The 25,591-nt window shown below is 34.1% G+C and carries 19 protein-coding genes and 3 rRNA genes; 11 read left to right on the forward strand and 11 right to left on the reverse strand.

Going from position 1 to position 25,591, the window contains the following annotated elements; genetic code table 11:
• Positions 1-51: 51 nt before the first annotated feature.
• The gene (locus EHE19_RS19360; protein ID WP_137699104.1) at positions 52-594 is read right to left on the reverse strand and encodes an Ig-like domain-containing protein; all 543 of its coding nucleotides are present in this window, start codon (positions 592-594) and stop codon (positions 52-54) included.
• A 490-nt stretch (positions 595-1,084) separates the two neighbouring features.
• Between EHE19_RS19360 and EHE19_RS19365 the strand changes: the two genes are divergently transcribed.
• On the forward strand, positions 1,085-1,876 hold the full coding sequence (locus EHE19_RS19365) for an amidohydrolase family protein (RefSeq protein ID WP_137699105.1): 792 nt from the start codon (positions 1,085-1,087) through the stop codon (positions 1,874-1,876).
• A 211-nt stretch (positions 1,877-2,087) separates the two neighbouring features.
• Here EHE19_RS19365 and EHE19_RS19370 read toward each other — a convergent pair whose 3' ends face one another.
• Positions 2,088-2,309, reverse strand: a complete 222-nt coding sequence (locus tag EHE19_RS19370; protein ID WP_137699106.1) for a hypothetical protein — start codon at positions 2,307-2,309, stop codon at positions 2,088-2,090.
• A 442-nt stretch (positions 2,310-2,751) separates the two neighbouring features.
• Between EHE19_RS19370 and EHE19_RS19375 the strand changes: the two genes are divergently transcribed.
• The 9 genes from EHE19_RS19375 to EHE19_RS19415 all read left to right on the forward strand — a co-directional run bounded on the left by EHE19_RS19375 (position 2,752) and on the right by EHE19_RS19415 (position 11,540).
• Entirely contained in the window at positions 2,752-3,135 is a 384-nt protein-coding gene (locus EHE19_RS19375; protein ID WP_137699107.1) for a 6-carboxytetrahydropterin synthase, read from the forward strand.
• Between the two features lie 132 nt (positions 3,136-3,267).
• On the forward strand, positions 3,268-3,960 hold the full coding sequence (locus EHE19_RS19380) for a Firmicu-CTERM sorting domain-containing protein (RefSeq protein ID WP_137699108.1): 693 nt from the start codon (positions 3,268-3,270) through the stop codon (positions 3,958-3,960).
• Positions 3,957-4,547 carry an exosortase family protein XrtG gene (xrtG, locus tag EHE19_RS19385; RefSeq protein ID WP_137699109.1) on the forward strand — a complete coding sequence of 197 codons (591 nt, stop codon included), beginning with the start codon at positions 3,957-3,959 and terminating at the stop codon, positions 4,545-4,547. The genes EHE19_RS19380 and xrtG overlap by 4 nt, the downstream gene beginning before the upstream one ends.
• A complete protein-coding gene (locus tag EHE19_RS19390) occupies positions 4,534-5,898 on the forward strand; it encodes a TIGR03111 family XrtG-associated glycosyltransferase (protein WP_137699110.1) in 1,365 nt (454 codons plus the stop codon). Before xrtG ends, EHE19_RS19390 begins: the two co-directional genes overlap by 14 nt.
• The gene (locus EHE19_RS19395) at positions 5,891-6,670 is read left to right on the forward strand and encodes a glycosyltransferase family 2 protein (protein ID WP_137699111.1); all 780 of its coding nucleotides are present in this window, start codon (positions 5,891-5,893) and stop codon (positions 6,668-6,670) included. Before EHE19_RS19390 ends, EHE19_RS19395 begins: the two co-directional genes overlap by 8 nt.
• 12 nt (positions 6,671-6,682) lie before the next feature.
• Entirely contained in the window at positions 6,683-7,855 is a 1,173-nt protein-coding gene (locus EHE19_RS19400; RefSeq protein ID WP_137699112.1) for a hypothetical protein, read from the forward strand.
• Between the two features lie 20 nt (positions 7,856-7,875).
• Positions 7,876-8,325 carry a GtrA family protein gene (locus tag EHE19_RS20085; protein WP_137699113.1) on the forward strand — a complete coding sequence of 150 codons (450 nt, stop codon included), beginning with the start codon at positions 7,876-7,878 and terminating at the stop codon, positions 8,323-8,325.
• A 91-nt stretch (positions 8,326-8,416) separates the two neighbouring features.
• The gene (locus tag EHE19_RS19410; protein ID WP_171003660.1) at positions 8,417-8,920 is read left to right on the forward strand and encodes a 6-carboxytetrahydropterin synthase; all 504 of its coding nucleotides are present in this window, start codon (positions 8,417-8,419) and stop codon (positions 8,918-8,920) included.
• Between the two features lie 148 nt (positions 8,921-9,068).
• Positions 9,069-11,540, forward strand: a complete 2,472-nt coding sequence (locus EHE19_RS19415; RefSeq protein ID WP_137699115.1) for a 6-pyruvoyl-tetrahydropterin synthase-related protein — start codon at positions 9,069-9,071, stop codon at positions 11,538-11,540.
• 447 nt (positions 11,541-11,987) lie between these two features.
• On the opposite strand, the gene deoC is transcribed toward EHE19_RS19415, so the two are convergent.
• A complete protein-coding gene (deoC, locus tag EHE19_RS19420) occupies positions 11,988-12,641 on the reverse strand; it encodes a deoxyribose-phosphate aldolase (RefSeq protein WP_137699122.1) in 654 nt (217 codons plus the stop codon).
• An 803-nt stretch (positions 12,642-13,444) separates the two neighbouring features.
• On the opposite strand from deoC, the gene EHE19_RS19425 reads away from it, so the two are divergent.
• Complete coding sequence (locus tag EHE19_RS19425) at positions 13,445-13,690, forward strand: hypothetical protein (protein ID WP_137699116.1); 246 nt, start codon at positions 13,445-13,447, stop codon at positions 13,688-13,690.
• Positions 13,691-14,097: 407 nt separating this feature from the next.
• Here the strand turns inward: EHE19_RS19425 and EHE19_RS19430 are convergent, their stop codons facing one another.
• The 8 genes from EHE19_RS19430 to EHE19_RS19465 all read right to left on the reverse strand — a co-directional run bounded on the left by EHE19_RS19430 (position 14,098) and on the right by EHE19_RS19465 (position 25,239).
• Positions 14,098-15,018 carry a YegS/Rv2252/BmrU family lipid kinase gene (locus EHE19_RS19430; protein ID WP_137699117.1) on the reverse strand — a complete coding sequence of 307 codons (921 nt, stop codon included), beginning with the start codon at positions 15,016-15,018 and terminating at the stop codon, positions 14,098-14,100.
• A 255-nt stretch (positions 15,019-15,273) separates the two neighbouring features.
• Complete coding sequence (locus EHE19_RS19435) at positions 15,274-15,444, reverse strand: small, acid-soluble spore protein, alpha/beta type (protein WP_137699118.1); 171 nt, start codon at positions 15,442-15,444, stop codon at positions 15,274-15,276.
• A 457-nt stretch (positions 15,445-15,901) separates the two neighbouring features.
• A complete protein-coding gene (nadC, locus tag EHE19_RS19440) occupies positions 15,902-16,738 on the reverse strand; it encodes a carboxylating nicotinate-nucleotide diphosphorylase (RefSeq protein ID WP_137699119.1) in 837 nt (278 codons plus the stop codon).
• 4 nt (positions 16,739-16,742) lie between these two features.
• Complete coding sequence (gene nadB, locus EHE19_RS19445; protein ID WP_137699120.1) at positions 16,743-18,326, reverse strand: L-aspartate oxidase; 1,584 nt, start codon at positions 18,324-18,326, stop codon at positions 16,743-16,745.
• A 31-nt stretch (positions 18,327-18,357) separates the two neighbouring features.
• Complete coding sequence (gene nadA / locus EHE19_RS19450) at positions 18,358-19,272, reverse strand: quinolinate synthase NadA (protein ID WP_137699121.1); 915 nt, start codon at positions 19,270-19,272, stop codon at positions 18,358-18,360.
• 514 nt (positions 19,273-19,786) lie between these two features.
• Positions 19,787-19,903: ribosomal RNA gene (gene rrf, locus EHE19_RS19455) — 5S ribosomal RNA — on the reverse strand.
• A gap of 237 nt (positions 19,904-20,140) precedes the next feature.
• Positions 20,141-23,221 (reverse strand): 23S ribosomal RNA (locus EHE19_RS19460).
• Positions 23,222-23,717: 496 nt separating this feature from the next.
• Positions 23,718-25,239 (reverse strand): 16S ribosomal RNA (locus tag EHE19_RS19465).
• The 16S, 23S and 5S rRNA genes sit together here, the layout of an rRNA operon.
• Positions 25,240-25,591: the final 352 nt, after the last annotated feature.

Below are 25,591 nucleotides of genomic sequence, written 5' to 3' on the forward strand. Positions count from 1 at the left end.
TATTTAAATTACTTTAAGAAGCCCATATAGCAATTCAACTACACATTATATTTAATACTGATATCCATAGGTTTTAACTACCACATTAAAAGTAACCTTATTTAACCCTGGTACAGATGCTGTCACTTGCAGCGTTTGTTTAATCCCTGCATACTGAGAATATACTTGGAACCCTTCTCCTAAAAAATCTGCATGGGTGTTAGCAGCTGTAGCAATACCATTTGAGTCAGTATATACTGTTATACTTCTTGAATATGTACCTCTCATAAGAGATGTAATTAAAACATTACTAGACACTTCAAATGTAACTGGAGTATTAATAACTGGACCACCGTTTGAATTTAATATACATACTTTTTGTGGAGTCATAAATCCACGCCCGCCTGGAGCTGCTGCCGATGGAGTAGATAACTTCATCTCTTGATCAAACGGAGCGAGAGCAATTATTTGCCAGTTACTACTAGTAGCAGCATATGCAGTATTAAAGCCTGACAATAATAATGAGAGTACGAATATCATTGAAAAGCACAATGCCTTTAATGAATTTCTCCTTTTCCAATCAAAAACTACTTTCTGCTCGTTAAGTTTTATCATACTTTTTATCCCCCTTGATGTAATTTTTAGGTAATTTTGTTACCTTTTATATATTTATTATATCTCATATCATACTTTCTGTAAAAGTTTGTATAAATGTGAACCACCTTTATTTTACTACGTTTCATGGTTTTGCAGCCCTTCATAATGCATGAAAAAGGGCGTAAACAAGAGCAATTTTGAGCATAATTATCCACCATGCACCTGTACCATTTCTCTACTCAAATAATTCAAGTACACAAAATACCCATCCCAATACCATTTGTACATTTAATTCAAATATGTTAAAATCCAATAGATGGAACATAAATTATTAACTAACTATCTATATAATTGCACTAAGTACTATAACACCTAGCTGCACGGAGACAGTTCCTACGTTTTCTTCAAGTTACAAAATTCTTCGAAAACGCTCAACCGCCCCCATCACTTTAATATTTATAGTTCTTAGAGCCATTTATATGAAACTACGTAATTAGAAGGTGATAAAGTGAATAGACCAAAAATAATTGACGCCCACACACATATATTCCCAGAAAAAATAGCTATAAAAGCAACACAGGCAACCGGGAATTATTATGGCGCTCAAATGCATGGTAATGGAACTATAGAAGATTTGCTTACAAGAGGTAAAGAAATAAATGTTTATAAGTATATTGTACACTCAACGGCAACAAAAGTAGATCAAGTTGAATCTATAAATAATTTTATAGCTGAAGCACAGGCTATGAATGAAAGCTTTATTGGTTTTGGTACTTTGCATCCCGACCTTGCCAATGTAAACTTGGAAGTAAACAGATTAATATATCTTGGGCTAAAAGGTATAAAGCTGCATCCTGATTTTCAGGATTTTAATATTGACGATCCCTCTATGATGCCTATCTACGAAGCACTAGAGGGTAAGCTTCCAGTTCTTATACACATGGGTGATGAAAAAAGAACCTCTTCTAGTCCTAAGAGATTGGCTAATGTATTAGATAAATTCCCAAATCTCACAGTAATTGCAGCTCACCTTGGTGGATACCAAATGTGGGATGAATCTATAAAGTACCTTGTTGGGAAAAACCTGTATTTAGATACCTCCAGTTCACTAGCCTTTCTCAATAAAGAAAAATCAACATATATTATTAAAGAACATGGTACCAAAAAAATTCTCTTCGGTACAGATTACCCAATGTGGTCACATGTTGAAGAACTACAGAGATTTTATAGTCTCGATTTGACAAAAGAAGAGCAAGAACAAATATTATGGAAAAATGCTTCAAACCTATTAAAAATATAATTACTGAAAGTAAAAGAGGCTGAATTAAAAATGTCAACAAATATAAAAACAAGTTTTGTTTCTATTGATAGCATTTTAGTAAGCCTCTTCTTTTTCTGCTAAGCTATTCTTGTATGTAAAAATCCCAGTACTTCATTTCCCATAAGCTGGTGTGGCGGTTAGACTTATGTCCAGCTATTATCCTATTCAAATACGCGATAGTAAGGTTTCTTTAGAAATTAGTATTTGACTTTGGAAACATTGCAATAAAAAATAAAGCTATAAATGAAGCAAAAAAACCTGCAAAAAAAGCGGGAACTGTATTAAAACCTCTCTTTTTAGCCATACTAACAGCAATTATTCCAAAAATAACGTTAAATACTAACGCTAATAGCATTGGTAATAAAAGACTTGCAAATATAAGCGCACCTGCTGCTGCCGTATCCATTGACATATCATAATCCTCCTATAAGTGTATTTTCTAATTTTATTAATTCAACACAATAGATTGAATCTCCTTTAAAATTTGTTAGTTTATAGTTATAAATATTTAATGCCTAAACAAACAAAACGCTACCTATCCTGCTAGCAATAGCAGTTTCCACACTTTCATCCATATAATAATCTGTACGAAAAAATATAAAATTATATATACCATTAATTGCTTTATATTTTATTATTTGATATATTTCGCTATTTACTGACCTGCTTTACTATTTTTTTAGTTTAATTGTGCACTTTTTCGACTATTTTCATTGATTTTCTTTGTAAAAACTGTATAATTAAATTAGAGAACTATACTTTTTATGTTATAAAAAATTAAAATAAACGAACCTAATTACATTAATAACTTTTAGGAGTCTACATTTTTAGTAATTGACTTAGGAGCAAAAATTATGTTTGAAGGATTTAAATTGAAATACCGCTTAAATGCTAAACATAGTCTTAGCAATGATGCCAAAAACATTCATCCTCACACTTTTGAGATATCGTTACTTTTTGAGCAATTACAATTAGAAAAAAAAGTAGACTTGTATAGTATAGACAGAATTATTGAAAACTTTTTATTACTATACCAAAACAAATATTTAAATGATATCTCCCCATTTAATCAGTTAGAACCCTCTATCGAAAATATGGGGAACGTGTTCTATGAGGAATTTAAGGTTATCCTTCATAATGAGCAGCTAAATCTGATTCAATTAGAAATAAGTGAAACACCTTTACGAGTGTATTTAGTATCTGATCGTTTAATGTTTAGTTCGATTAAACTAAAATAATGCAATTTTCAGCTTGCGTAACCTTACATATGCGGCTATTTAAATGTATAAAAAATTACTTCAAGTTGTCCTCCACTGGTTATATAATCGATTTTTTTATTAAAAAGAGCAATAATTGAGAGGGTGAATTTCTTGATAAAAAATAAAGTTAAGAGAATATTTTCTATCATAATAACAATGATATTAATACTAATACCATCAATTGCTGCTGCTAAAACGCCAATTATTATTGACGGATATTTTGACGATTGGTCGGATAAGCCTCATACTGCATTTTACTATGACATTTATAATAGCGAAGAAATTAAAAATGTTGCATTATTTTGTGATGATACAACTATTTATGGTCATATAAAGATGAGCGAAATGGATGGCAAATTCGGTTCATTTACTATATATTTGAATATTAATAATTCGTATACCATTGAATTAGTAATACTGTGCACAGATAGTAATAATGAAGTTGACTGGGACAAATCAATTTTGGACTTACAACAAGGAACTCATTTTAATGTAGCTGTATTTAATAATAAAGATTATACAGCATTACTTGGCGATGCTGCTTTACTTGTACATAACAATAATTATAAACCAGGTGATGATATTGAATTTAGTATAAAGTATGACAAAATAAAGGAATACTGCAACAACATACCTTTTAATGAAGTAAACGATATAACTTTAACCTGTCCAAGCTTAGGCAGTCAGTCAATTACAATTGCAGGTACCTTTACAGAACCATTCCTAGGTATCATTATTACACTTACCTTTATTGGGATAGTATTGCTTTATCGTAAGTACAAGCAAACGGGTAAAAGCATATGAACATATTAGTGATTTTATTTTCAATTATATGGATTTACATATTAACTGTTTTAAACCGTAGCAAGCTGGATTTCTGGAAGTTTTGTTGGGGTAGTGTTGGCTTGTTTATTTTGATGATGTTATGGGTTCAGCCAATTGTTTTAGATTCGCTAACTAAGGCAGTTGCATCTGTATCTGGAATTTTAGGGGACTTAACGCATATGTACAGTTCTTATTTTCAATATGGAATACTGTTTATTTCAAATAATAACTCCTCTATTTCCTTGTATATAGATTATGAGTGTTCTGGATTCATTGAAATTATGGCCTTTACATCTTTACTTTGGTTTTTTAATGTTTATAGCTTTTATGAGAAAATAGTTATCAATATATTTGGCTTTATATGGATTTTTATTGCTAATGTAATAAGAATTTTTATAATATGTGCTTTAATCTATTTCTTTGGGAATAACATTTTTTATTTTGCCCATACAATATTTGGAAGATTAGTGTTTTATTCATTCTCTATTGCATTATATTTTTTAGTGTTTACAAAAGCACATATTATCCGTCAGAAAGTTGGGAGTTTTAATTATGAACTTAATTAATTACCTTTCAAGTTCAATTGTTTTTTGGATGGCTTGGATAATTATTCCTCTCATAATGGAGATTATTCCAGCTGTATGGGAAGCTTTAGTCCTCCTTAGAAAAGGGTTTGTAAAAAATGATAATAATATTAGTGATTTCCCTGAAATAACAGTGATTATTCCTGTATATAATTCAGCGAGCACACTCTATGGCTGCTTAGAGTCAATATATTTATCATCTTATCCAAATGATAAGATTAAAATTATGCTTGTAAATAATCAAGGCATAGATAATAGCTTTCAAATATACAGACAATGTCAAAACGAATTTAAAGATTTGTCTCTTCTGTGGCTAAACGCAAAGCAGGGTAAATCCAAGGCTTTGAATTTGGCACTATTTAATAGTGAAGGAAAATATATTATACATATTGACAGTGATGGTAAGCTGCATCGTGATGCACTAAAAAATGTGGTTACTCGCTTTGAATTAAATTCTGACATTCATTGCATGACGGGTTCTGTATTAACAGACCCTGAACTTATTGAGTCTACAAATGGATTTCTAATGCGAATGCTGCGTCGTATTGAGTTTTGTGAATACTGTCAGGCCTTTTTTGCAGGCAGAAACTTTCAGTCTGAAATGGACAGTATATATACATTATCTGGCGCCTTTTCGGCATTTAGGAAATCTACTATTTTGAAGACCCAATTATATAACACAGATACTATTTGTGAGGATACCCATGTTACCTTTCAAATTAAGAAGATTTTAAAAAAGAAAGTATTCCTTTGTGAGAACGCTCTGTTTTTTGTTGACCCTATAGAGAGTTTTAATAAATTATATACTCAAAGGCAGCGTTGGCAGCGCGGTGAAATTGAAGTTGCCCATATGTTTATGGATAGGAATCTATTTGCAGACAAAGGGCTATTTTCTAACCACGCTTTAAGATTTTTAATATATGATCATACATTTGCCTTTCCTCGTATGATATGGTATTTTGCATTAATTTGTTTAATATTTATGAATTATTCACTACAGCTAGTTGCCGGATCGCTTGTATTAATACTCTTTCTATATATACTATCAGCATTTTTATTTTACTTTGATGTTTTGTTATTACTAAAGCAATTTAGAGAATTAAGACAATACTATATGAAAAAGTGGTATGCAGTTGCTTTGTTGCCTATATTTAACTTTATAGTATTCTGGATTCGCTTTGCTGGCATCATCAATAGTATAAAAAGTGATAGTAGCTGGAGAACAAAAACACTTACAGATGAATGGAAAGGTCTTACTAAGGTTTTATATTCAGATTTTGCTTATATATCAAAATTTATAGAAAAAATGAAAAGTAGGTATAACAATGAATGAATTAACTGTTTTACTACCAGCCTACAATGAGGAAGGAAATCTAGAAGTATTAATAAATAAGTGGCAGGATTTACGCCTTCCTCTTTTGGAAAAGTTTGATTTGTCCCTGCATATCGTTGTTGTAAATGACGGCAGCAGTGATAATACAAAAAATATCTGTGAAATATTAGAAAAAAGATACAGTAATTTTACACTTGTAAATCATACACAAAATAGGGGACTAGGAGAGGCATTAAAAACAGCCATTACATATGTTATAAAAAATCGTCCTAATAGCGTATATACTTGTCTGATGGATTGTGATAATACTCACGATCCCAAATACATATTGGACATGCTTAATAAAGCCCTATTGGATAATGATTCAAAATATGCTGATGTTGTAATTGCTTCTAGGTATCAAAGAGGCTCTTGTGTTCAGGGACTTTCAAAATACCGTATTTTTATAAGCAATTGTGCAAAATATGTATACCAGTTTTTATTTAAAGTTAAGAATGTAAAGGATTATACCTGCGGATATCGACTTTATTCAAATGAAATTTTAAAGAAAGCCATCGTGTATTTCGGTGATAAATTGGTGGAAGAAACAGGATTTTCTTGTATGGCAGAGTTATTGTACAAGCTTAGCATTATTGGAGCAAGCTTTAGTGAAGTACCTTTTGTATTGAGATACGATTTCAAACAGGGTAAAAGTAAAATGAATGTTTTTAGCACCGCTGTTAGCAGCATTAACCTCGCATTTAGATTACGGAGATTACGATATAAGATATAAGGGTGATACTACATGAATACTTTATTGCATACAAAATCAAAATATTTAATTATTATAATAATATCCCTTTTATTTTGTGCTGCAACAATAATATTTGAAACAGGAATTCTCAGACAAAATCAAGAGTCCTTTTCGATAAGTTTTGGGAAAGAACAGGAACTGTTAGTATCACAAATTGAGAGACAATTTATTAACGCACTTTCTTTACAAGCAAATAACGAACAGACTGTAATAAAAGATATTATAAATAACTCAATCACATCTTCAAATCGGTATTGGTTTTTTATAAAAGAAAATAAAATTCTATTTTTCAAAGATGATAATGAAACTAATCAGTTAATGATTAAAGACATTAATATGCTATTAAAATCATTTGAAATGAATGGAGGAAAAAATATTGACCCCCTAATTGCTTTATTCTCCGACAGAGCAAAAGGCTCTGTTTTATTTTCAGAATCGGCAATAGGTGAAAACAAATTAGCATCCGTTTCCTTTTTCGAAGTCAATGGAACGTCCTATGCTTTAGGTATATGCACAACAGAAGCTTATATCATTGATTCAGGTTATATTTTTAAACATAATTCATATTCAATTATTACAATAGTAGCATTATGTTTAATTCTTTTTTCTATTGTTGTAGTGGCTATAATAATTATTGATAAAAAAGATAATGAAATACAACTCTTAAAGAAACTTATAAAGTCAAAAAATCAAATAATAGAGGAACTTACTACTGCAAATGTTTCAGAATTAGATTTAGATTTATTATACAATAAAGATACAAATATTTACAACGAAAAGGTTTTTGCTGCCTTGCTTAATAAGCTGGAAAATCCTCAACTGTTTCCGATTAGTAAAATTGTTATTAATATGTCCTTCCCTGAAAATATTACTTTTGATGGTTTAGTATCAGAGTTATTACCTGTACTGAAAAAACTACTGCCTCAAAAAGGTATACTTGCAAAAACTCAAGACAATGAGCTGACAGTTTTACTTTTTAGAACCGATTATAATTCTGCAATGACTTTGCAATCAAAACTTATGAATGCTTGGTCTAATATACTAAAGAAGTTTAATAGTTCTGTAAATACAAATGTAATTTTATTATATGAAAAGGCTGACTCTATCTTTCCATCATGCGCAGAGGAAAATAAAACTATAGCTAAAAAAAATCAAATAAGCTAGAAAATCTCTAAAGAAAGGATATGTATATAATTTTGCTATATTTACCCAAGAAAATACCACCATTACTATTATATTTATGTTTTTCCACAATAGTAACTATGGTTGATATATCAATTGTTTGGATATTGCACAGAATATTTAATATAAACATCGTAGGCGCAAACACAATAGGCGTGATATCTGGAGCAATTATACACTACCTGCTGTCTATAAAATATGTATTTAACTTTGACTATGGTATATCAGGTTTTTCTATATATTTTATAACCTTTCTATTTGGTTTATTATTAGCAGATGTGCTAATTTACATTGGAAACAGCTATATATTTAATTCATTAACAGATAATTTAAATTTTTTGCTTAGCAAAAGCTTATCTGTTGTAGTTCCATTCTTTTACATTTATTATTTAAGAAAGCTACTGTACGGACTTGCAAAAAAGCATAGAGAATCAAAAGTTTTAAAGAAATAATAATAAAAGGAGGTACCTGCCAAACACCATTTCTTTCAAGGAAATTCAAATTTCCTTTATGTTTTCTGAAATGTTGGGCATAAACATATTTATGACAGAAAAAAGACATCAGCAATATAAATTTAAATTTTATTTAAATGCAAGTCATTCTATATACATAAATGGAGAGCCGGGAAGCAGGCACCCTCATACATGGGAAATTTCAATCCACTTACTAAAAATGCGTAATGAATTTATTAAATTTTCTTCAATTGAAACCCATATTGAATCACTTTTAGATGAGTATCAGGATAAATACTTAAATGATGTGGAACCCTTTAATACAATTAATCCTACATTGGAAAATATCTGTACTTATTTTAAAAACAGGATACGTGAATTAGTAAATTGTGAAGGTTGGATTCTACTATTAATTGAAATTAGTGAAACTCCTGCTAGATCCTACGTAATAAATCTACTCTCTGAAGAAAGTAACACAAATATGGACAATATAGATTCTCAAAGAATGCAATATCAGCATTATATGAATCAGTGTAAGCTTACAGCTGACGATGTTGCAGAAAGTATAATAAAAAGTTTTTTAGATGATAAATGACTACTTAAACCATCACAATAAAATATTGTAGGTAAAAGACCTTAATAATTAAAAAGCTAACAAATTAAAATGGACCTGTAATACTTTTCTGCATCAATATAATATTTTTAAATATTGATTAACTAAGCTATATTATAAGGGGATTTTCATGGAAAACACAGAATTATTAAAGCCTAAAATTAATAATAAATTAGTAATTAGTATTGTTTCTATTATTTCTTTTTTTGCTCTCTTTTCAATTGTCTTAATGTATATAATGAAAACTCAAAACTATTTTTCATCTGGTAATGATATGTGGGGTCACTTATTTAAATCTGACTTAATGTATAAAAGCATTAAATCAGGAGATTATTACCCTTTATATACAGAACTTTGGTATAATGGCATTCAGCCTTATCGGTATTGGGCACCACTCCCTTATTATATTATGGCAGGTCTCCAATATCTTGCTGGCGGGAGTATAATAAATGCCTATTATCTTTTTACCGGATTATCTTTTTTTGTGGGTGCAATAGGCTGGCTGCTCTGGGGAATATCTTCCCGAAGAATTGTAATTTGCTCTTTTTTAGGAACTATATGGTTTTTTATGCCTGAAAATTTCAGAATATTTTTTTGTGAAGGAAATTTACCTAGAATGGTTATAGCAATTTTACTTCCATATATAGTTTACTTTTTATGGAGGTTTGTTGAAGTAGAAAAAAATACTTCTCTTTTTGCTATTATACTTCTCCTGTGTATGTCTACACTATGTCATGTTATGGTTGCAGCAATGATTGGTATTAGTTCTTTCATTTTTCTTGCTATATACTCTATCTATACCAAAAAAGTTTTACGTCCCATATATGCACTTACTGGAATGTTATTATCCTTTGCCCTTTGTGGTATATGGCTTTATCCTGCACTCATCGGCGGAATAGTTGGTATGGATTCGACTGCTAATGCTGAAGTTATGGGTTTATTAAGTGCTCCGCTCAGTATGTCTTTAAATCCTATGAATAGAATATCCGGTGTTGTTGATACTTTTTATTATGGAATTTCAGTTACTGTAGTTTCTCTAATTGGAATACTTCTTTCAAATAAAAAAGAGAAGGCTGGCTTCTACACTGTTATTATTATATTACTAGCTACTACAACGGCAGCTATGCCTTTCTTATCCAAGCTGCCTCTCAGTCAAATACTATGGATGCGGCGTTTTGCACCAATTGCATATGCACTGTTTTTCTGTTCTCTTATTGAATGGAAAAAATGCAAACGCAAATTTATGTTAATATTAGCACTAATTATAGTAATTGATTGTATACCTTCCTTTAACTTTTCACGTTATTACACACAACTATCAACAAAAACTGATAATGAAATTGAAATTGCTGAAACTATAACAAATCAAAGGGTAGCACTTATGGATTTAAGTTCAAATGGCTCTTATCCTTCCTGGGAGCTGTGTGAAGGTGATAACCCCACAAACTACACCTTTGGTTGGGCTTGGCAGGGGGCCTCTACCGCTTCAAATATTGTTATGCTTAATACAGCACTTGAACAGGGATACTTTAATTATATGTTTGATAGATGTATTGAATTAGGAAACGACACTGTTATCGTAAAAAAGGAATTACTGCAAATGTCAAATAAAAGTCTTCAGGAATTATGTGATGCTGCCTCAAACTCCCAATATAATCTTTATTGTGAGACTAAGCAGACATATGTTTTTCACAGAGATGTATCTAATTCCTTTGGAGTAATAACAAAATATGAAGGTTTAGCTATAGGCAAATCTGCATCTAATATAACCCTTTGCTTTCCAAAGTTTACAGTTGGAAATTCTGATAATATTGAAGATTATACTTTTGAGGAGTTATCAAAGTATAAGATTATATATTTATCTGACTTTAAATATAACAGCAGAAAAACCGCTGAAGCTATAGTTCAAAAGCTAAGTGCAGAAGGTATTAAGATTGTCATTGACATGAATAGGATTCCAACAGATAAGATAACAAATCGCAAAACCTTTTTAGGTGTAACTGCTCAAAATATTTCATTTGAAAAGCAGTATCCAAATTTGATATATAGGGGCAACTCTGTTATGCATAATAATTTTAATAAGGATTATACTACTTGGAATACAGTTTATTTAGATAATATTAAGTATCCAACAGGCAAATTCTATTACTTAGAACAGGACTTGGATTTTATAGGTACAAATGATGATAGAAATATCGTTTTTGTAGGATTAAATATACTATTTCATGCTATGCAAACTGATGACAAGGCTATACTGAGTATAATGTCTGAAACTCTTAACATGGAAGAAAATTCACTTCCAACTAGACAACTGGTAAATATTGATTTAACTTATAAAAAGGATTTGATAATTATTGATACCCCTGTAGAAGGAGTAAATACTACTATAGCTTTTCAGGATAACTTTGTTCTTAACGATAGCATAAAGAAGGAAAATAATTTATTGATAGTCACAGAAAAACATACCGAAATAAAATTAATATATCCATATCTTAAGCAAGGAATTATCGTTACCGTCATTGGTATCCTTGGAATATTAGCTTTGTATTTAATAATAATAAGAAAAAATAAGGAGGTTATTTCTAATAAATCTTCAAATTAATAATTATTAAACAGGTACACTACACAGTCCATAATTTAAATCAGTGGATATTTTAACATTATCTACAGGTTTAACAGTAGAAAAACCACAATTTATCCACTTATATATAGTTTTATCAACAGATTGATACACAAAATATAGTATTTCTGTGGATAACTCTGCTTTAATCGAACTTGTTATCCACAGATATATTAACAATATGCACATATTGTACTTATTTAAATACAACACTATTCCTTCTACATTCTCAATAGATTTAAGTTATTTAAACCTATCCCCAAATATGATATATAAATATCACAGGTTTTCCACACATATTTTGAGTTATCAACAAATTTATGCACAAATTCTGAGATTTATGTGGATAAATAAGACTGTTTAAACCATATTATCCACATACAATCTACATATTACACACATTTACTCAACTTGTTTATAAATAATATTTTATTGATTTTCCTCTGATACAATTGCTATTGAAGCACTTGCACCAATTCTACTAGCACCTGCGTCTACCATAGCCTTTGCAGTTTTGTAATCACGTATTCCACCAGAAGCTTTAACCCCTAGATTAGGCTTTACTATAGACCTCATGAGTTTAATATCCTCAACTGTGGCTCCTCCTGTGCTGAATCCAGTTGATGTTTTAACAAAATCAGCACCTACTTCCTTACAAATGATGCAGCTTTGAACTTTTTCATCTTCAGTTAGCAAGCAGGTCTCTAATATTACCTTAACGAGAGCTTTTCCTTCAACTGCTTGAACAACAGCTGCTATATCACTTCTTACGAAATCATAATCACCTGATTTTATTGCTCCAACATTAATTACCATATCTACTTCTGTAGCACCATTTTTCACTGCCTCTTCTGCTTCTGCAACCTTTGTTGCCGTAGTTGTAGCACCTAATGGAAACCCAATTACAGTGCATACCTTTATGCTATAATCTTTCAATAGTTCACTACAGAGCTTTACATAGCAGGGATTTACACACACTGAGGCAAATTTATACTCTATTGCCTCCTTACACAGAAGTATTATCTGTTCCCTAGTAGTATCAGGCTTTAGTGCTGTATGGTCTATAAGACCTGCAATTTTCATCATTCAGTAACCTCCATAACAATAACTTATATTTTATATTTAGAGTACATATATCATTCATTGAACGAGTTGTTCTCCATAATACTTATTATTATAAATTACAATAAAAAATACAAGTACATAACTTATCCTCAACTATGTTTATCCAAATACTATTTTAATTGTAAGATACAAAAATTTTTACATCTGAATTTTTATTTATTGCTTCAAGTTTGATTTTGATACTATTTAAACACAAGCAACGGGATTATACTTGCTCAATATATGAATGGTTAAATTTAATCACAAATATATGATTTTATCTGTTAATAAAATTTATTAAATTAATGTTCAAATTTAATTTCTAACTTCTGAAAAAAAAGGTTAGCCATATCTGGCTAACCATGTAAAGGGGGTCAAAATGTATTTTGTGAGGTCAATATTATTTTAGCCAAAATTTAAAATATATATTCATATTTTGTAAAAATAAGAAATCACTTGAAAAATATAACTCATTTACAAACCACTAAATATATATAATATAAATTACATGTTTATTTTATGCTAAGAAAAATATGATATTAATATTTTTTTTGTATTGGGAAAATAATAATCAATGACGCCTAATTAAATAAACTAGTCTATATTCTTATTATATAAATTAATATACAGTATAAATAGAAATAGATTATTTAAAAGTACTTCCGAAAATTTGATATGTTTTTTTAAGTTTTTTAACAGCAATATATTCAGCTTTAAACATTTATTTTATTGGTTGTGACGCTTTTATACACCTAATTAAAATGACAAAGGAGTGATTTTTAATGGATTTACAAAATAATTTAGTCAATTCTGAAATGCTAAATGAAGACAATGCTATTGATATAGTTGAAAGTAAACTTAAACCAGGCGAAACGCTAGTTCTTGACATTGGAAACAACTATTTCAATCAGACTGATAAGCTTTACGACTTACTTTTAACTAGTGGATATTATGTTAGAAAATCATTTGTAAATGGACGAAATCAGCTGCTTGTATCTTTTAAAGACAACAAACACCAAATGTATTGAATACTTTTCATAATGTTAAACTATAATTTAACCTAATCTATTTAAAATATAAGGCCTCTGAATAATGAAATTTTACTATTTAGAAAAATTCAAGTAGAAAAATTCATTATGTTCAGAGGCTTTTCATTATTAAACCCTAAACAACAAAGCGGAAATTTTTCACATCTGCTAAAAGCATAAGCATTCATCATTTATAGAAGTTGAGGATCTTTTCTTGCTTCGGTATAACGCCTAGATTCAAAATTAAATTTTTCGTTTTATACATCGCCAAAAACTAATTATGGTTTTTGTGGTCAGAAAATGCACCTTGTTCGTGCTTACTTTATTTTCAAGCTATTTCATCAACAGCGTTTCAATGAGGCAGAAGAAATTTTCATCATCTAAAACTGTATCTACCACTATAGTAATTAAGGACTTTTTCTTGCCTCATTGTTAAAATCTACTACACTTTGTGGTGCAAATACCTTCAAAACTTTATTTTTAAACTCAATATGACACGGAAATAACTCTGACTTTTCCCCATCAATTGTAAGGGCTATCTGTGATTTACTAGTAATATCACAAGTCTTTGCTTTAAGCATAATTACATTTTTATCATTCACAGAGTCCTTACTTAATACTTTAAAGAAAATACTTGCCAAGTTTATATTTGAACATTTTTTTAAAAGAATTATATCCATATATCCATCTGTTAAATCAGCATCATTTACTAAGTTAGGAAAACCTGCTGCTTGTCTGCCATTAACAATTAAAAACAACAAAAACTTTCCCTCTATAACCTTATCATCAGCAGTCACTTTTAAGTCAAAGCTTTTTATATTAGCTACTTCCGACAATCCTTTCAGATAGTAGGCAAATGGGCCAAAGTTCTTTTTTAAGTCACTATTTGTACTAAAGGAAACATCCACTAAATTTCCTCCAGCAAAAGTACTCAAGAAATATTGAGATTCATTAATAAAGCCTACATCACAGGCTAAAACTTTTCCCTCAAGTATAATATCAATGCTCTCCTGCAATGAATTAATTCCAATACTTTTTGAAAAGTCATTACACGTTCCTGAAGGAATTACACCAATAGGCATTTCAATGTTATTTTCAAGAAGTATATTTGCAATAGAATTTATGGTACCATCCCCACCAGATGCTATAACAAAGTCATATATACCAGATTTTAATAAATGTACTATATTGTCTTTGTCTCCATCTATAAGTCTATATGGCTGAACAAGTATACCGTTTTTTTGAAATGATGCCAATATGTAATCTAATTCATTTGGTATCTTATGTCCACCTGATATTGGATTATATGTGAATAGTGCATTTTTCAATTTATGCCCTCCTCTATCAATACCTAATCAAAATCCATCTAATGCTTTAAACTCTTACTTAGCGTACTATATCTCTATAATAAATTAATTCCCTTTTAAAATCAATCTATTACACGTTAATTGCTATATATCAAAACAGTTTAAACTAAAGATACTTAATTATCTCATATTATCTATGGAGTTTACAAAGTATAATGGGCTGCAGCAAGTACAATATTTAACTTGCTGCAGCCCTAACTACGCTAAAATACTCTACTATTGGTTGACACTTCTCTCAGCTATTTCAATTGCCTTCTTTACCATGTTTCCGCAATCTCTCGAAGTTACTGCTCCCCATCCCTCAGAAGAAACTGTGTTGTAGACTCCAAGTTCTTTGGCAATTTCCTCTTTAAGAGCCTCTGACATCGTACTTTTATGTCTACTCATGGTAGTGCCTCCTTTTCGGGCAATTGGTGTGTGCGTATTAAGTTTTTAGTTAAATAAATAATACGCTATAATCGCCCATAATAGATTTTTAAAGCGTACAATAATATTTTGTCTCATATATAAATAAATATTAAGGAAATTATTTCATAACAAATTATCCACAATATACACACATATTATAAAGCCTATATTACAATACAAACTATATATAGCGCTTTATTCTGCACTATAATATCATATTTAGTATATCCTTCTCTAATGTAAATTATTCCATGAATTTATATATAGTAATCCACACTTTTATATGTATTTGTGGATTAAATGTTGTTATAACATTCTCTTAAACCTCTTAATTTTAAAGGCTTCTGCAGTTTCCCAATATTTATACTGTGTATAACTAAAAAAAACTGTGGATAACTAAAATAATTATCCCCAGTTTCAAAATACAATATATTTTCTAATAAATATTCATACTAATATCTATTGAATTTGCCGAATGTGTAAGTTTTCCAATTGAAATAATATCCACTCCTGTTAAAGCAACGTCATATATAGTTTCTTCAGTCATATTTCCGGATGCTTCAACTAAAGCCCTTTTATCAATTAAGCGTACAGCCTCTGTCATTTGCTCTGTCGACATATTATCAAGCATAATGATATCAGCTTTACAGTCCAATGCTTCTTGAACCTCTTCCATTGATTCAACCTCAACTTCTATTTTCACAGTATGAGGTATACTTTCTCTTACGCGTTCAACTGCATTTTTAATTCCTCCAGCTGCTGCTATATGATTATCCTTAATAAGTACACCATCTGATAATGAAAATCTATGATTTGAACCCCCACCTACGCTTACTGCATATTTCTCTAAAAGCCTTAATCCTGGTGTAGTCTTTCTTGTATCAGCTATTTTTACAGGAAGTCCCTGAACCTTGATAACATACCTATCAGTCATAGTTGCTATTGCAGATAGCCTTTGCAAAAAGTTTAATGCAGTTCTCTCACCTTTAAGTAATGCTCTCGTTGAACCTCTAACTTCAGCAATGATATCTCCCTTTTTAACCTTATCTCCATCCTTGACTAAAGCCTTAAAAACAATATTACTATCTAGTATTTCAAAAACATATTTTGCTATATCAAGACCAGCAATAACTGCATCCTGCTTAGCTAAAAACTCTGCCTTTGAAACTTCTTCTTCATCAATAATATTGTCAGTTGTTATATCTCCTAAAGGCATATCCTCCTTTAGTGCATTCATAATGGTATCATGTATATATAATTTATCTAGCTTCATTTTACTACCCCTTTAATTTCTTTACGATATTTCTCTTCCAATTAACATCATCAGACATATTAAAATCAGACCTATAATGAGCACCTCTGCTCTCTTTTCTTTCAAGAGCTGATTCAATTACTAGCCTTGCAACCACAAGCATATTTGCGACCTCAAGCTTAACCAAACTAAAACCTGTCAATTTATTATAATCTTCATGAATTTTATTTATAATGCCTGCTGCTTTTGTTAAGCCTTGCTCATCTCTTATAATACCAACATACTTAGTCATTGTTTCTTGTATTTCTTGCTTCATATGTTTAAGAATTTCTTCATTATCTAAATTCAATATATAATCATGCTTAATGCTAATATTTGGTTTCTGAGAGTTCTTTCCTGTCGAAGCAATTTTTCTTGCAATTTTTCTGCCAAATACCAAGCCCTCAAGAAGGGAATTACTTGCTAATCTATTAGCACCATGTATTCCTGTACATGCTACTTCACCACAAGCAAATAGTCCATCTATGTTGGTTTGCCCGTCTACGTCAGTCCTAATTCCTCCCATACAATAATGTTCTGCTGGAGCAACTGGGATATAATCTTTTGACATATCAATGCCATATTCAAGACATGTTTTAAATATATTTGGAAATCTCTCTTCAAGATGCTCTCTGCTCTGAAAAGTAATATCTAAAAATACATTTTTCTTTCCTGAAATAGTCATTTCTTGAAATATAGCTCTTGAAACAACATCTCTAGGAGCTAATTCCCCTAGTTCATCGTACTTATGCATAAATCGTTCGTTATTATGATTTCTTAATTTAGCACCTTCACCACGAACTGCTTCAGATATTAAGAAGCTTTTATCTTTAGGATGATATAGTACAGTAGGATGAAATTGAATAAATTCCATGTCCATAGCTTCAGAACCAGCTCTTAAGCACATACCAACTCCGTCACCTGTAGCAACCTCAGGATTCGTTGTATGTGAATATATCTGCCCAAAGCCACCTGTCGCTACAACAACAGCATCAGATCTAAATACTTTAATGTTATTTTCTAATTCATCATAAACTATAACACCACAGCATTTACCTGACTCAACTACCAAATCAATAGCAAAATATCTTTCATATATAGATATATTTTCCTTTTTGTGTGCTACACTTATTAATGTATCACATACCTCTTTGCCTGTAGTATCACCAGAATGAATAATTCTATTTACACTATGTGCACCTTCTCTAGTTAGTGACAGTCCATGTGCGCTTTTATCAAAATTCACACCCAACTTGCAGAGTTTTTTAATATTTTCTGCTGCTTCTTCTACTAATACCCATACACTTTTCTGATCACAAAGGCCTGCACCTGCAAAAAGTGTGTCTTTAAAATGTAATGCAGGTGAATCATTCTTTTCATCTAGAGATACAGCAATACCGCCTTGTGCAAGCACAGAGTTACTGATATCCAAGGTTTCCTTTGTAATTATGGCTACCTGATAGCTCTCGGGTATTTCTAACGCAGTATAAACTCCAGCTATACCGCTTCCAATAATAACAACATCCTTATATATGACTTTAATGTCAAGCCTTTTCGCATCTTCTTCCATTTTTCCCCCTATTACCCCATAGCCGTATATACTATTTGCAAACTTCTAACATTTTATTTAGGCAATGGGATGCACGATTAATTATATCATCGCTCAATGTAATATTATATCTTTTAAATGCTAATGCATCATGAACACTTTGTAACGAAGTTTTCTTCATATTTGGACATATAAGCCCATTGGACATAAGATAGAAAGTCTTTGTAGGATTGTCCTTTTTTAATTGATATAAAACTCCCATCTCAGTTCCAATTATAAATTTATCATTATCTGAATTCTTCGCATAATCAATTATTTGCTTAGTACTTCCAACATAATCAGCAAGTTCTGCAATCTCTGGCTTACACTCCGGATGTACAAGTAATAAAGCATCAGGATGTAACTCCTTTGCTTTTAAAACTTCCTCTGCCTTAACTTTATGATGCGTAATACAAAATCCTTTCCAAAGAATAATATTCTTTTCAGGAACCATTTTAGCCACATAGCTGCCAAGGTTTTGATCAGGAACAAACAGAATATCTTTTTGTTCTATTGATCTAATTACGGTTAAGGCATTTGATGAAGTACAGCATATATCACATTCTGCTTTTACCTCTGCACTAGAGTTTATATAACACACAACTGCAGCTTCAGGATACTTCTTTTTGGCTTCTCTGAGAGCATCAGCAGTGACCATATCTGCCATAGGACAGCCTGCATTAATTTCTGGTAATAAAACCGTTTTTTCAGGTGAAAGAATTTTTGCACTTTCTGCCATAAAATGAACTCCACAGAAAACTATTGTATCTGCGCTGTTCTTCGCACAAAATTGGCTTAACGCAAGCGAATCACCTACAACATCAGCAACTTCTTGCACTTCATCTACCTGATAGTTATGTGCAACTATCACGGCATTTTGTTCTTTTTTCATTTTATTAATATTACTTATTAGTGTATGCTTATCCATTAATATACCTCATTTTTTCGATAATTAGTGTAAAGTACATTACTAAATAAAAGGTAGAAATCTAGTAGTATTATATTTATACTATATCCACTAGTTATATTTAATAGATTCTTTCTCTTCTAGTCTGAAATACCGTCATTTAGACCTAAAATATAGTGTGTTTAACTAACAGATAGAAGCATGTCCAATTATTTTCTTACTTTACAAGTATTTTTTAATATCCCAACATTATATTATTAACTATATAAAATCAGTTGAAATACTGCATTTATTTTAATACTTATATTTTGCTTTGTAAATGCTTTTATAATATAAAGTATATTTATTATTTATAATAATTACATATTTTTAGTATAACCTACAAAGGCTAAAATTATATATAAAACATTTACACTCAAAGTTTTATATAACTTTAAAATTTCAATCTTTAAGATAATACGCTTTTGATTTTCACAAAAAAAATTATATATATAAAAACAGAGTTCCAAGCTATGCGCTCGAAACTCTGATATAATTCTGGCAGAGACTTACTTTCCCAGGCCGTCGCCAGCCAAGTATTATCAGCACTGAGATGCTTAACTTCCGTGTTCGGTATGGGAACGGGTGTGTCCATCTCGTCATATCCACCAGAAACTTTATCTCTTCTAAAAGCTTTACCTCTCGAAGAGTTTTTGACTTAATTTTTTACTGCTATTCATTAAATGTACCTTTACTGCTTTTGTATGTTAATACATTTCATATACTCTGTCAAGCATATTTTGTACATTCAGAACTAAATAATGTTATCGATTGAAGATGTACTTTCCTCATTTCTAGATTAAAACGACCTACTCTTGAATACCTGTTGGAAACTTTTGTTCCTCTTCTTTGGGTCAAACCCTCGACCTATTAGTATCAATCAGCTAAATACATTACTGTACTTACACTCTTGACCTATCAACCATGTAGTCTACATGGGGTCTTACCTATTGCTAGTGGGATATCTCATCTTGAGGTGGGTTTCACGCTTAGATGCCTTCAGCGTTTATCCCTTCCGAACTTGGCTACCCAGCTGTGCCATTGGTATGACAACTGGTGCACTAGAGGTTCGTCCATCCCGGTCCTCTCGTACTAAGGACAGATCCTCTCAAATATCCTGCGCCCGCGGCAGATAGGGACCGAACTGTCTCACGACGTTCTGAACCCAGCTCGCGTACCGCTTTAATTGGCGAACAGCCAAACCCTTGGAACCTGCTACAGCTCCAGGATGCGATGAGCCGACATCGAGGTGCCAAACCTCCCCGTCGATGTGGACTCTTGGGGGAGATAAGCCTGTTATCCCCAGGGTAGCTTTTATCCGTTGAGCGATGGCAATTCCACTTTCATACCACCGGATCACTAAGTCCTACTTTCGTATCTGCTCGAGTTGTAGCTCTCGCAGTCAGGCTACCTTATGCCTTTGCACTCGATGCGCGATTTCCAACCGCGCTGAGGTAACCTTTGAACGCCTCCGTTACTCTTTAGGAGGCGACCGCCCCAGTCAAACTGCCCACCTGACAGTGTCCCAGTACCAGTTTATGGTACCTGGTTAGAGTTCCAGTACTTTTAGAGTGGTATCCCAACGTCGACTCCATAATGGCTGGCGCCACTACTTCTCAGTCTCCCACCTATCCTGTACAAAAAATACCGAAACCCAATATCAAGCTACAGTGAAGCTCCATGGGGTCTTTCCGTCTAGCCGCGGGTAACTTGCATCTTCACAAGTACTACAATTTCGCCGGGTACGTTGTTGAGACAGTGCCCAAGTCATTACGCCATTCGTGCGGGTCAGAACTTACCTGACAAGGAATTTCGCTACCTTAGGACCGTTATAGTTACGGCCGCCGTTTACTGGGGCTTAAGTTCATGCCTTCGCTTGCGCTAAGCAATTCCCGTAACCTTCCAGCACCGGGCAGGCGTCAGCCCCTATACTTCATCTTTCGATTTAGCAGAGACCTGTGTTTTTGATAAACAGTTGCTTGGGCCTATTCTCTGCGACCACTATCTCTAGTGGCACCCCTTATCGCTAACTTACGGGGTCAATTTGCCGAGTTCCTTAACAACGCTTCTCCCGCTCGTCTTAGGATTCTCTCCTCACCTACCTGTGTCGGTTTGCGGTACTGGTACCTTTATTCTGGATAGTGGATTTTCTCGTCAGTGTGGAATCGGTCACTTCGGTACTTATTTTCCCTCCGCATCACGCCTTCGAAACATCTAGCGGATTTGCCTACTAGACTATCTACCTCGCTTGCGCATACTTTTCCAGCTGTATGCTTGACTTATCCTCCTGCGTCCCCACCTCTCTCATAACGAATAACGGTAGTACAGGAATTTCAACCTGTTGTCCATCACTTACGCCTTTCGGCCTCAGCTTAGGTCCAGACTTACCCTGGGCGGACGAACCTTCCCCAGGAAACCTTAGGCTTTCGACGGTAAAGATTCTCACTTTACTCTCGCTACTTATTCCGGCATTCTCACTACTGCTTCGTCCACACGTCCTTCCGGTCGTGCTTCAACCTACAACAGTAAGCTCCCCTACCACCCTCGTGTGTTCAATACTATCTCCTAACTCCTTTTATATACCTTCTAATTACTTCTGGTATACAGTTTAGCTGTATGGAACATTTGACAAAATGCTCCTTAATCATATTTTATATGATGCATTTTGTGAAATGTTCTAGCAGTCTTTTGCTAGGTGATACTATTGAACACACGCTGATCCATAGCTTCGGTATACAGTTTAGCCCCGGACATTTTCGGCGCAGGCTCACTCGACTAGTGAGCTATTACGCACTCTTTGAATGAGTGGCTGCTTCTAAGCCAACATCCTAGTTGTCTTAGCAAACCCACATCCTTTTCCACTTAACTGTAATTTGGGGACCTTAGCTGATGGTCTGGGCTGTTTCCCTTTTGACCACGGGACTTATCTCTCGTAGTCTGACTCCCAAGTAACATCATTACGGCATTCGGAGTTTGATAGGGTTCGGTAACCTGGTAAGGCCCCTAGCCCATTCAGTGCTCTACCTCCGTATGACTCTAACTTGAGGCTAGCCCTAAAGCTATTTCGGGGAGAACCAGCTATCTCCGAGTTCGATTGGAATTTCTCCGCCACCCACAGCTCATCCCAGACCTTTTCAACGGTCATGTGGTTCGGTCCTCCACGAGATTTTACTCCCGCTTCAACCTGTCCATGGGTAGGTCACCCGGTTTCGGGTCTATAGCATGTAACTTTGTCGCCCTATTAAGACTCGGTTTCCCTTCGGCTCCGTACTTTACGTACTTAACCTCGCTACATACAATAACTCGCCGGACCGTTCTACAAAAAGTACGCTGTCGAGCTTTAACGCTCTTCAACTGCTTGTAAACATAGGGTTTCAGGTTCTCTTTCACTCCCCTCCCGGGGTTCTTTTCACCTTTCCCTCACGGTACTGCTCCACTATCGGTCACCAGTTAGTATTTAGCCTTGGATGGTGGTCCACCCTGCTTCCCACGAGGTTTCACGTGCCTCGTGGTACTCTGGATACTAGCCTGTCTCTTCGCATTTCGCATACGGGACTTTTACCCTCTATGGTCTCAGCTTTCCAGCTGCTCATTCTGCTATGCTCTGAGAATCATTATGCTAGTCCTCAACCCCAAGAAATATTGCTATTTCTTGGTTTGGGCTAATCCGCTTTCGCTCGCCACTACTTACGGAATCTCTTTTGATTTCTTTTCCTGTTGGTACTTAGATGTTTCAGTTCCCAACGTCTGCCCTCGTTACACTATTTATTCATGTAACGATGACCAAATGTTTAGTTTGGCCGGGTTCCCCCATTCGGATATCTACGGGTCACAGGCTATTTGCGCCTCTCCGTAGCTTTTCGCAGCTTGTCACGTCCTTCATCGCCTTCTGGTGCCTAGGCATTCACCCTACGCTCTTAGTAGCTTGACCTCTTTTCGAATTATCTTCGATAATTTGGATTCTCAAGTATATCAATTGCTTCTCACAATTGATTGTGATTGTCTTAACCTATCAATGAGTTCTTTCCTAAGAGTCACGTGTACCTTTCTTTTGCAAAAATTGTACATATTACCCTTATTATTTGTCGCGTAAATATTATTCACAATGTAAATTATATCTACGTTTTCTCATCTTCATTAAAACTTGTTTCTATGAAACTTTAATTCCATAAAGAAATTTAAATTTCATAAAAAACGCATTTATCGATACATTATTTAGTTCTCAATGTACAAAAGTTTTCAAAGCTTTTGGGCTTTGAAAACTAAACAGTGACTAAAGGATTTACTTCGTAAATCCTCGTGCAAAGTACTCTAAGATAATGTTTTACCAGACTTCGCGAGCTCTGCTCAAGCTAATACTGACACTATCTTCGACCTAAAGATTCTGGATAATCACAACTTACGCTGCATCATCCCTGTCTCCTTAGAAAGGAGGTGATCCAGCCGCACCTTCCGATACGGCTACCTTGTTACGACTTCACCCCAATCATCGGCCCCACCTTCGGCGACGTCCTCCTTGCGGTTAGACTATCGACTTCGGGTGTTGCAGACTCTCATGGTGTGACGGGCGGTGTGTACAAGGCCCGGGAACGTATTCACGGCAGTATGCTGACCTGCCATTACTAGCAATTCCGACTTCATGTGGGCGGGTTGCAGCCCACAATCTGAACTGAGACTATTTTTATAGATTTGCTCCACTTTACAGCTTTGCTTCTCATTGTAATAGCCATTGTAGTACGTGTGTAGCCCAAGACATAAGGGGCATGATGATTTGACGTCGTCCCCACCTTCCTCCGATTTATCACCGGCAGTCTCGTTAGAGTGATCATCTGAATGTTATCAACTAACAACAGGGGTTGCGCTCGTTGCGGGACTTAACCCAACATCTCACGACACGAGCTGACGACAACCATGCACCACCTGTACAGCAGCCCCTAAGGGCTACGACATCTCTGCCGTATTCCACTGTATGTCAAGCCTTGGTAAGGTTCTTCGCGTTGCTTCGAATTAAACCACATACTCCACTGCTTGTGCGGGCCCCCGTCAATTCCTTTGAGTTTCAACCTTGCGGCCGTACTCCCCAGGTGGGATACTTATTGTGTTAACTCCGGCACAGAAGGGGTCGATACCTCCTACACCTAGTATCCATCGTTTACAGCGTGGACTACCAGGGTATCTAATCCTGTTTGCTCCCCACGCTTTCGCGCCTCAGCGTCAGTTACCGTCCAGAAAGCCGCCTTCGCCACTGGTGTTCCTCCTAATATCTACGCATTTCACCGCTACACTAGGAATTCCGCTTTCCTCTCCGGCACTCAAGAAATATAGTTTCAGATGCAGCTCCAGAGTTAAGCCCTGGGATTTCACATCTGACTTACATTCCCGCCTACACGCCCTTTACACCCAGTAATTCCGGACAACGCTCGCCACCTACGTATTACCGCGGCTGCTGGCACGTAGTTAGCCGTGGCTTATTCTTCAGGTACCGTCATTTTTTCGTCCCTGACTAAAGAAGTTTACAATCCGAAAACCTTCATCCTTCACGCGGCGTTGCTGCATCAGGGTTTCCCCCATTGTGCAATATTCCCCACTGCTGCCTCCCGTAGGAGTCTGGGCCGTGTCTCAGTCCCAATGTGGCCGATCAACCTCTCAGTTCGGCTACCAATCGTCGCCTTGGTGGTCCGTTACATCACCAACTAGCTAATTGGACGCGGGCCCATCTTTCACCGGATTGCTCCTTTGACATCATGGTAATGCTACCTCGATGTGTTATGCGGTATTAGCACAAGTTTCCCTGTGTTATCCCCCTGTGAAAGGCAGGTTGCCCACGCGTTACTCACCCGTCCGCCGCTAAGTTAATCAAAAGCAAGCTTTCAATTAACTCCGCTCGACTTGCATGTGTTAGGCACGCCGCCAGCGTTCGTCCTGAGCCAGGATCAAACTCTCAAATTAATATTTAAATTTGAAAATTTAATTGCTCATTAAAATTGCTGACTTATTGTTCCTTGTTCTTTAAGAACTAGGTTGTAAAGTTCGCAAGTTACTCAATTTAAAGTCCATTATATAGACTTTGGAATTTTTCGAGTTCCTTTACATGGTCTTTTATTAAAAGACTTGTCACTGTTTACTTTTCAAAGTCCAATCCTCAAAAGCATCAATTCGTCTGCTTTTCAAGTTGTTTGCTGTTTACTTGTCGCAAGCAGCTTAATTATAATACCACCTTGCTGTTTCGTTGTCAACACTTTTTTTATTTTTATTTTAGTTTTTTTTCAAAACTCCTATAAATAATAAATTGTGTTGATTC

Source organism: Ruminiclostridium herbifermentans (assembly GCF_005473905.2).
GTDB lineage: Bacteria > Bacillota > Clostridia > Acetivibrionales > DSM-1351 > Ruminiclostridium > Ruminiclostridium herbifermentans.

What these genes read in the sequence shown, in the direction of transcription:
- EHE19_RS19360 (WP_137699104.1), bottom strand. Translation starts at nt 594, where the DNA reads ATGATAAAACTTAACGAGCAGAAAGTAGTTTTTGATTGGAAAAGGAGA.
- EHE19_RS19370 (WP_137699106.1), bottom strand. Translation starts at nt 2,309, where the DNA reads ATGTCAATGGATACGGCAGCAGCAGGTGCGCTTATATTTGCAAGTCTT.
- EHE19_RS19375 (WP_137699107.1), top strand. Translation starts at nt 2,752, where the DNA reads ATGTTTGAAGGATTTAAATTGAAATACCGCTTAAATGCTAAACATAGT.
- xrtG (WP_137699109.1), top strand. Translation starts at nt 3,957, where the DNA reads ATGAACATATTAGTGATTTTATTTTCAATTATATGGATTTACATATTA.
- EHE19_RS19390 (WP_137699110.1), top strand. Translation starts at nt 4,534, where the DNA reads ATGAACTTAATTAATTACCTTTCAAGTTCAATTGTTTTTTGGATGGCT.
- EHE19_RS19395 (WP_137699111.1), top strand. Translation starts at nt 5,891, where the DNA reads ATGAATGAATTAACTGTTTTACTACCAGCCTACAATGAGGAAGGAAAT.
- EHE19_RS19400 (WP_137699112.1), top strand. Translation starts at nt 6,683, where the DNA reads ATGAATACTTTATTGCATACAAAATCAAAATATTTAATTATTATAATA.
- EHE19_RS20085 (WP_137699113.1), top strand. Translation starts at nt 7,876, where the DNA reads ATGTATATAATTTTGCTATATTTACCCAAGAAAATACCACCATTACTA.
- EHE19_RS19410 (WP_171003660.1), top strand. Translation starts at nt 8,417, where the DNA reads ATGACAGAAAAAAGACATCAGCAATATAAATTTAAATTTTATTTAAAT.
- EHE19_RS19415 (WP_137699115.1), top strand. Translation starts at nt 9,069, where the DNA reads ATGGAAAACACAGAATTATTAAAGCCTAAAATTAATAATAAATTAGTA.
- deoC (WP_137699122.1), bottom strand. Translation starts at nt 12,641, where the DNA reads ATGAAAATTGCAGGTCTTATAGACCATACAGCACTAAAGCCTGATACT.
- EHE19_RS19425 (WP_137699116.1), top strand. Translation starts at nt 13,445, where the DNA reads ATGGATTTACAAAATAATTTAGTCAATTCTGAAATGCTAAATGAAGAC.
- EHE19_RS19435 (WP_137699118.1), bottom strand. Translation starts at nt 15,444, where the DNA reads ATGAGTAGACATAAAAGTACGATGTCAGAGGCTCTTAAAGAGGAAATT.
- nadC (WP_137699119.1), bottom strand. Translation starts at nt 16,738, where the DNA reads ATGAAGCTAGATAAATTATATATACATGATACCATTATGAATGCACTA.
- nadB (WP_137699120.1), bottom strand. Translation starts at nt 18,326, where the DNA reads ATGGAAGAAGATGCGAAAAGGCTTGACATTAAAGTCATATATAAGGAT.
- nadA (WP_137699121.1), bottom strand. Translation starts at nt 19,272, where the DNA reads ATGGATAAGCATACACTAATAAGTAATATTAATAAAATGAAAAAAGAA.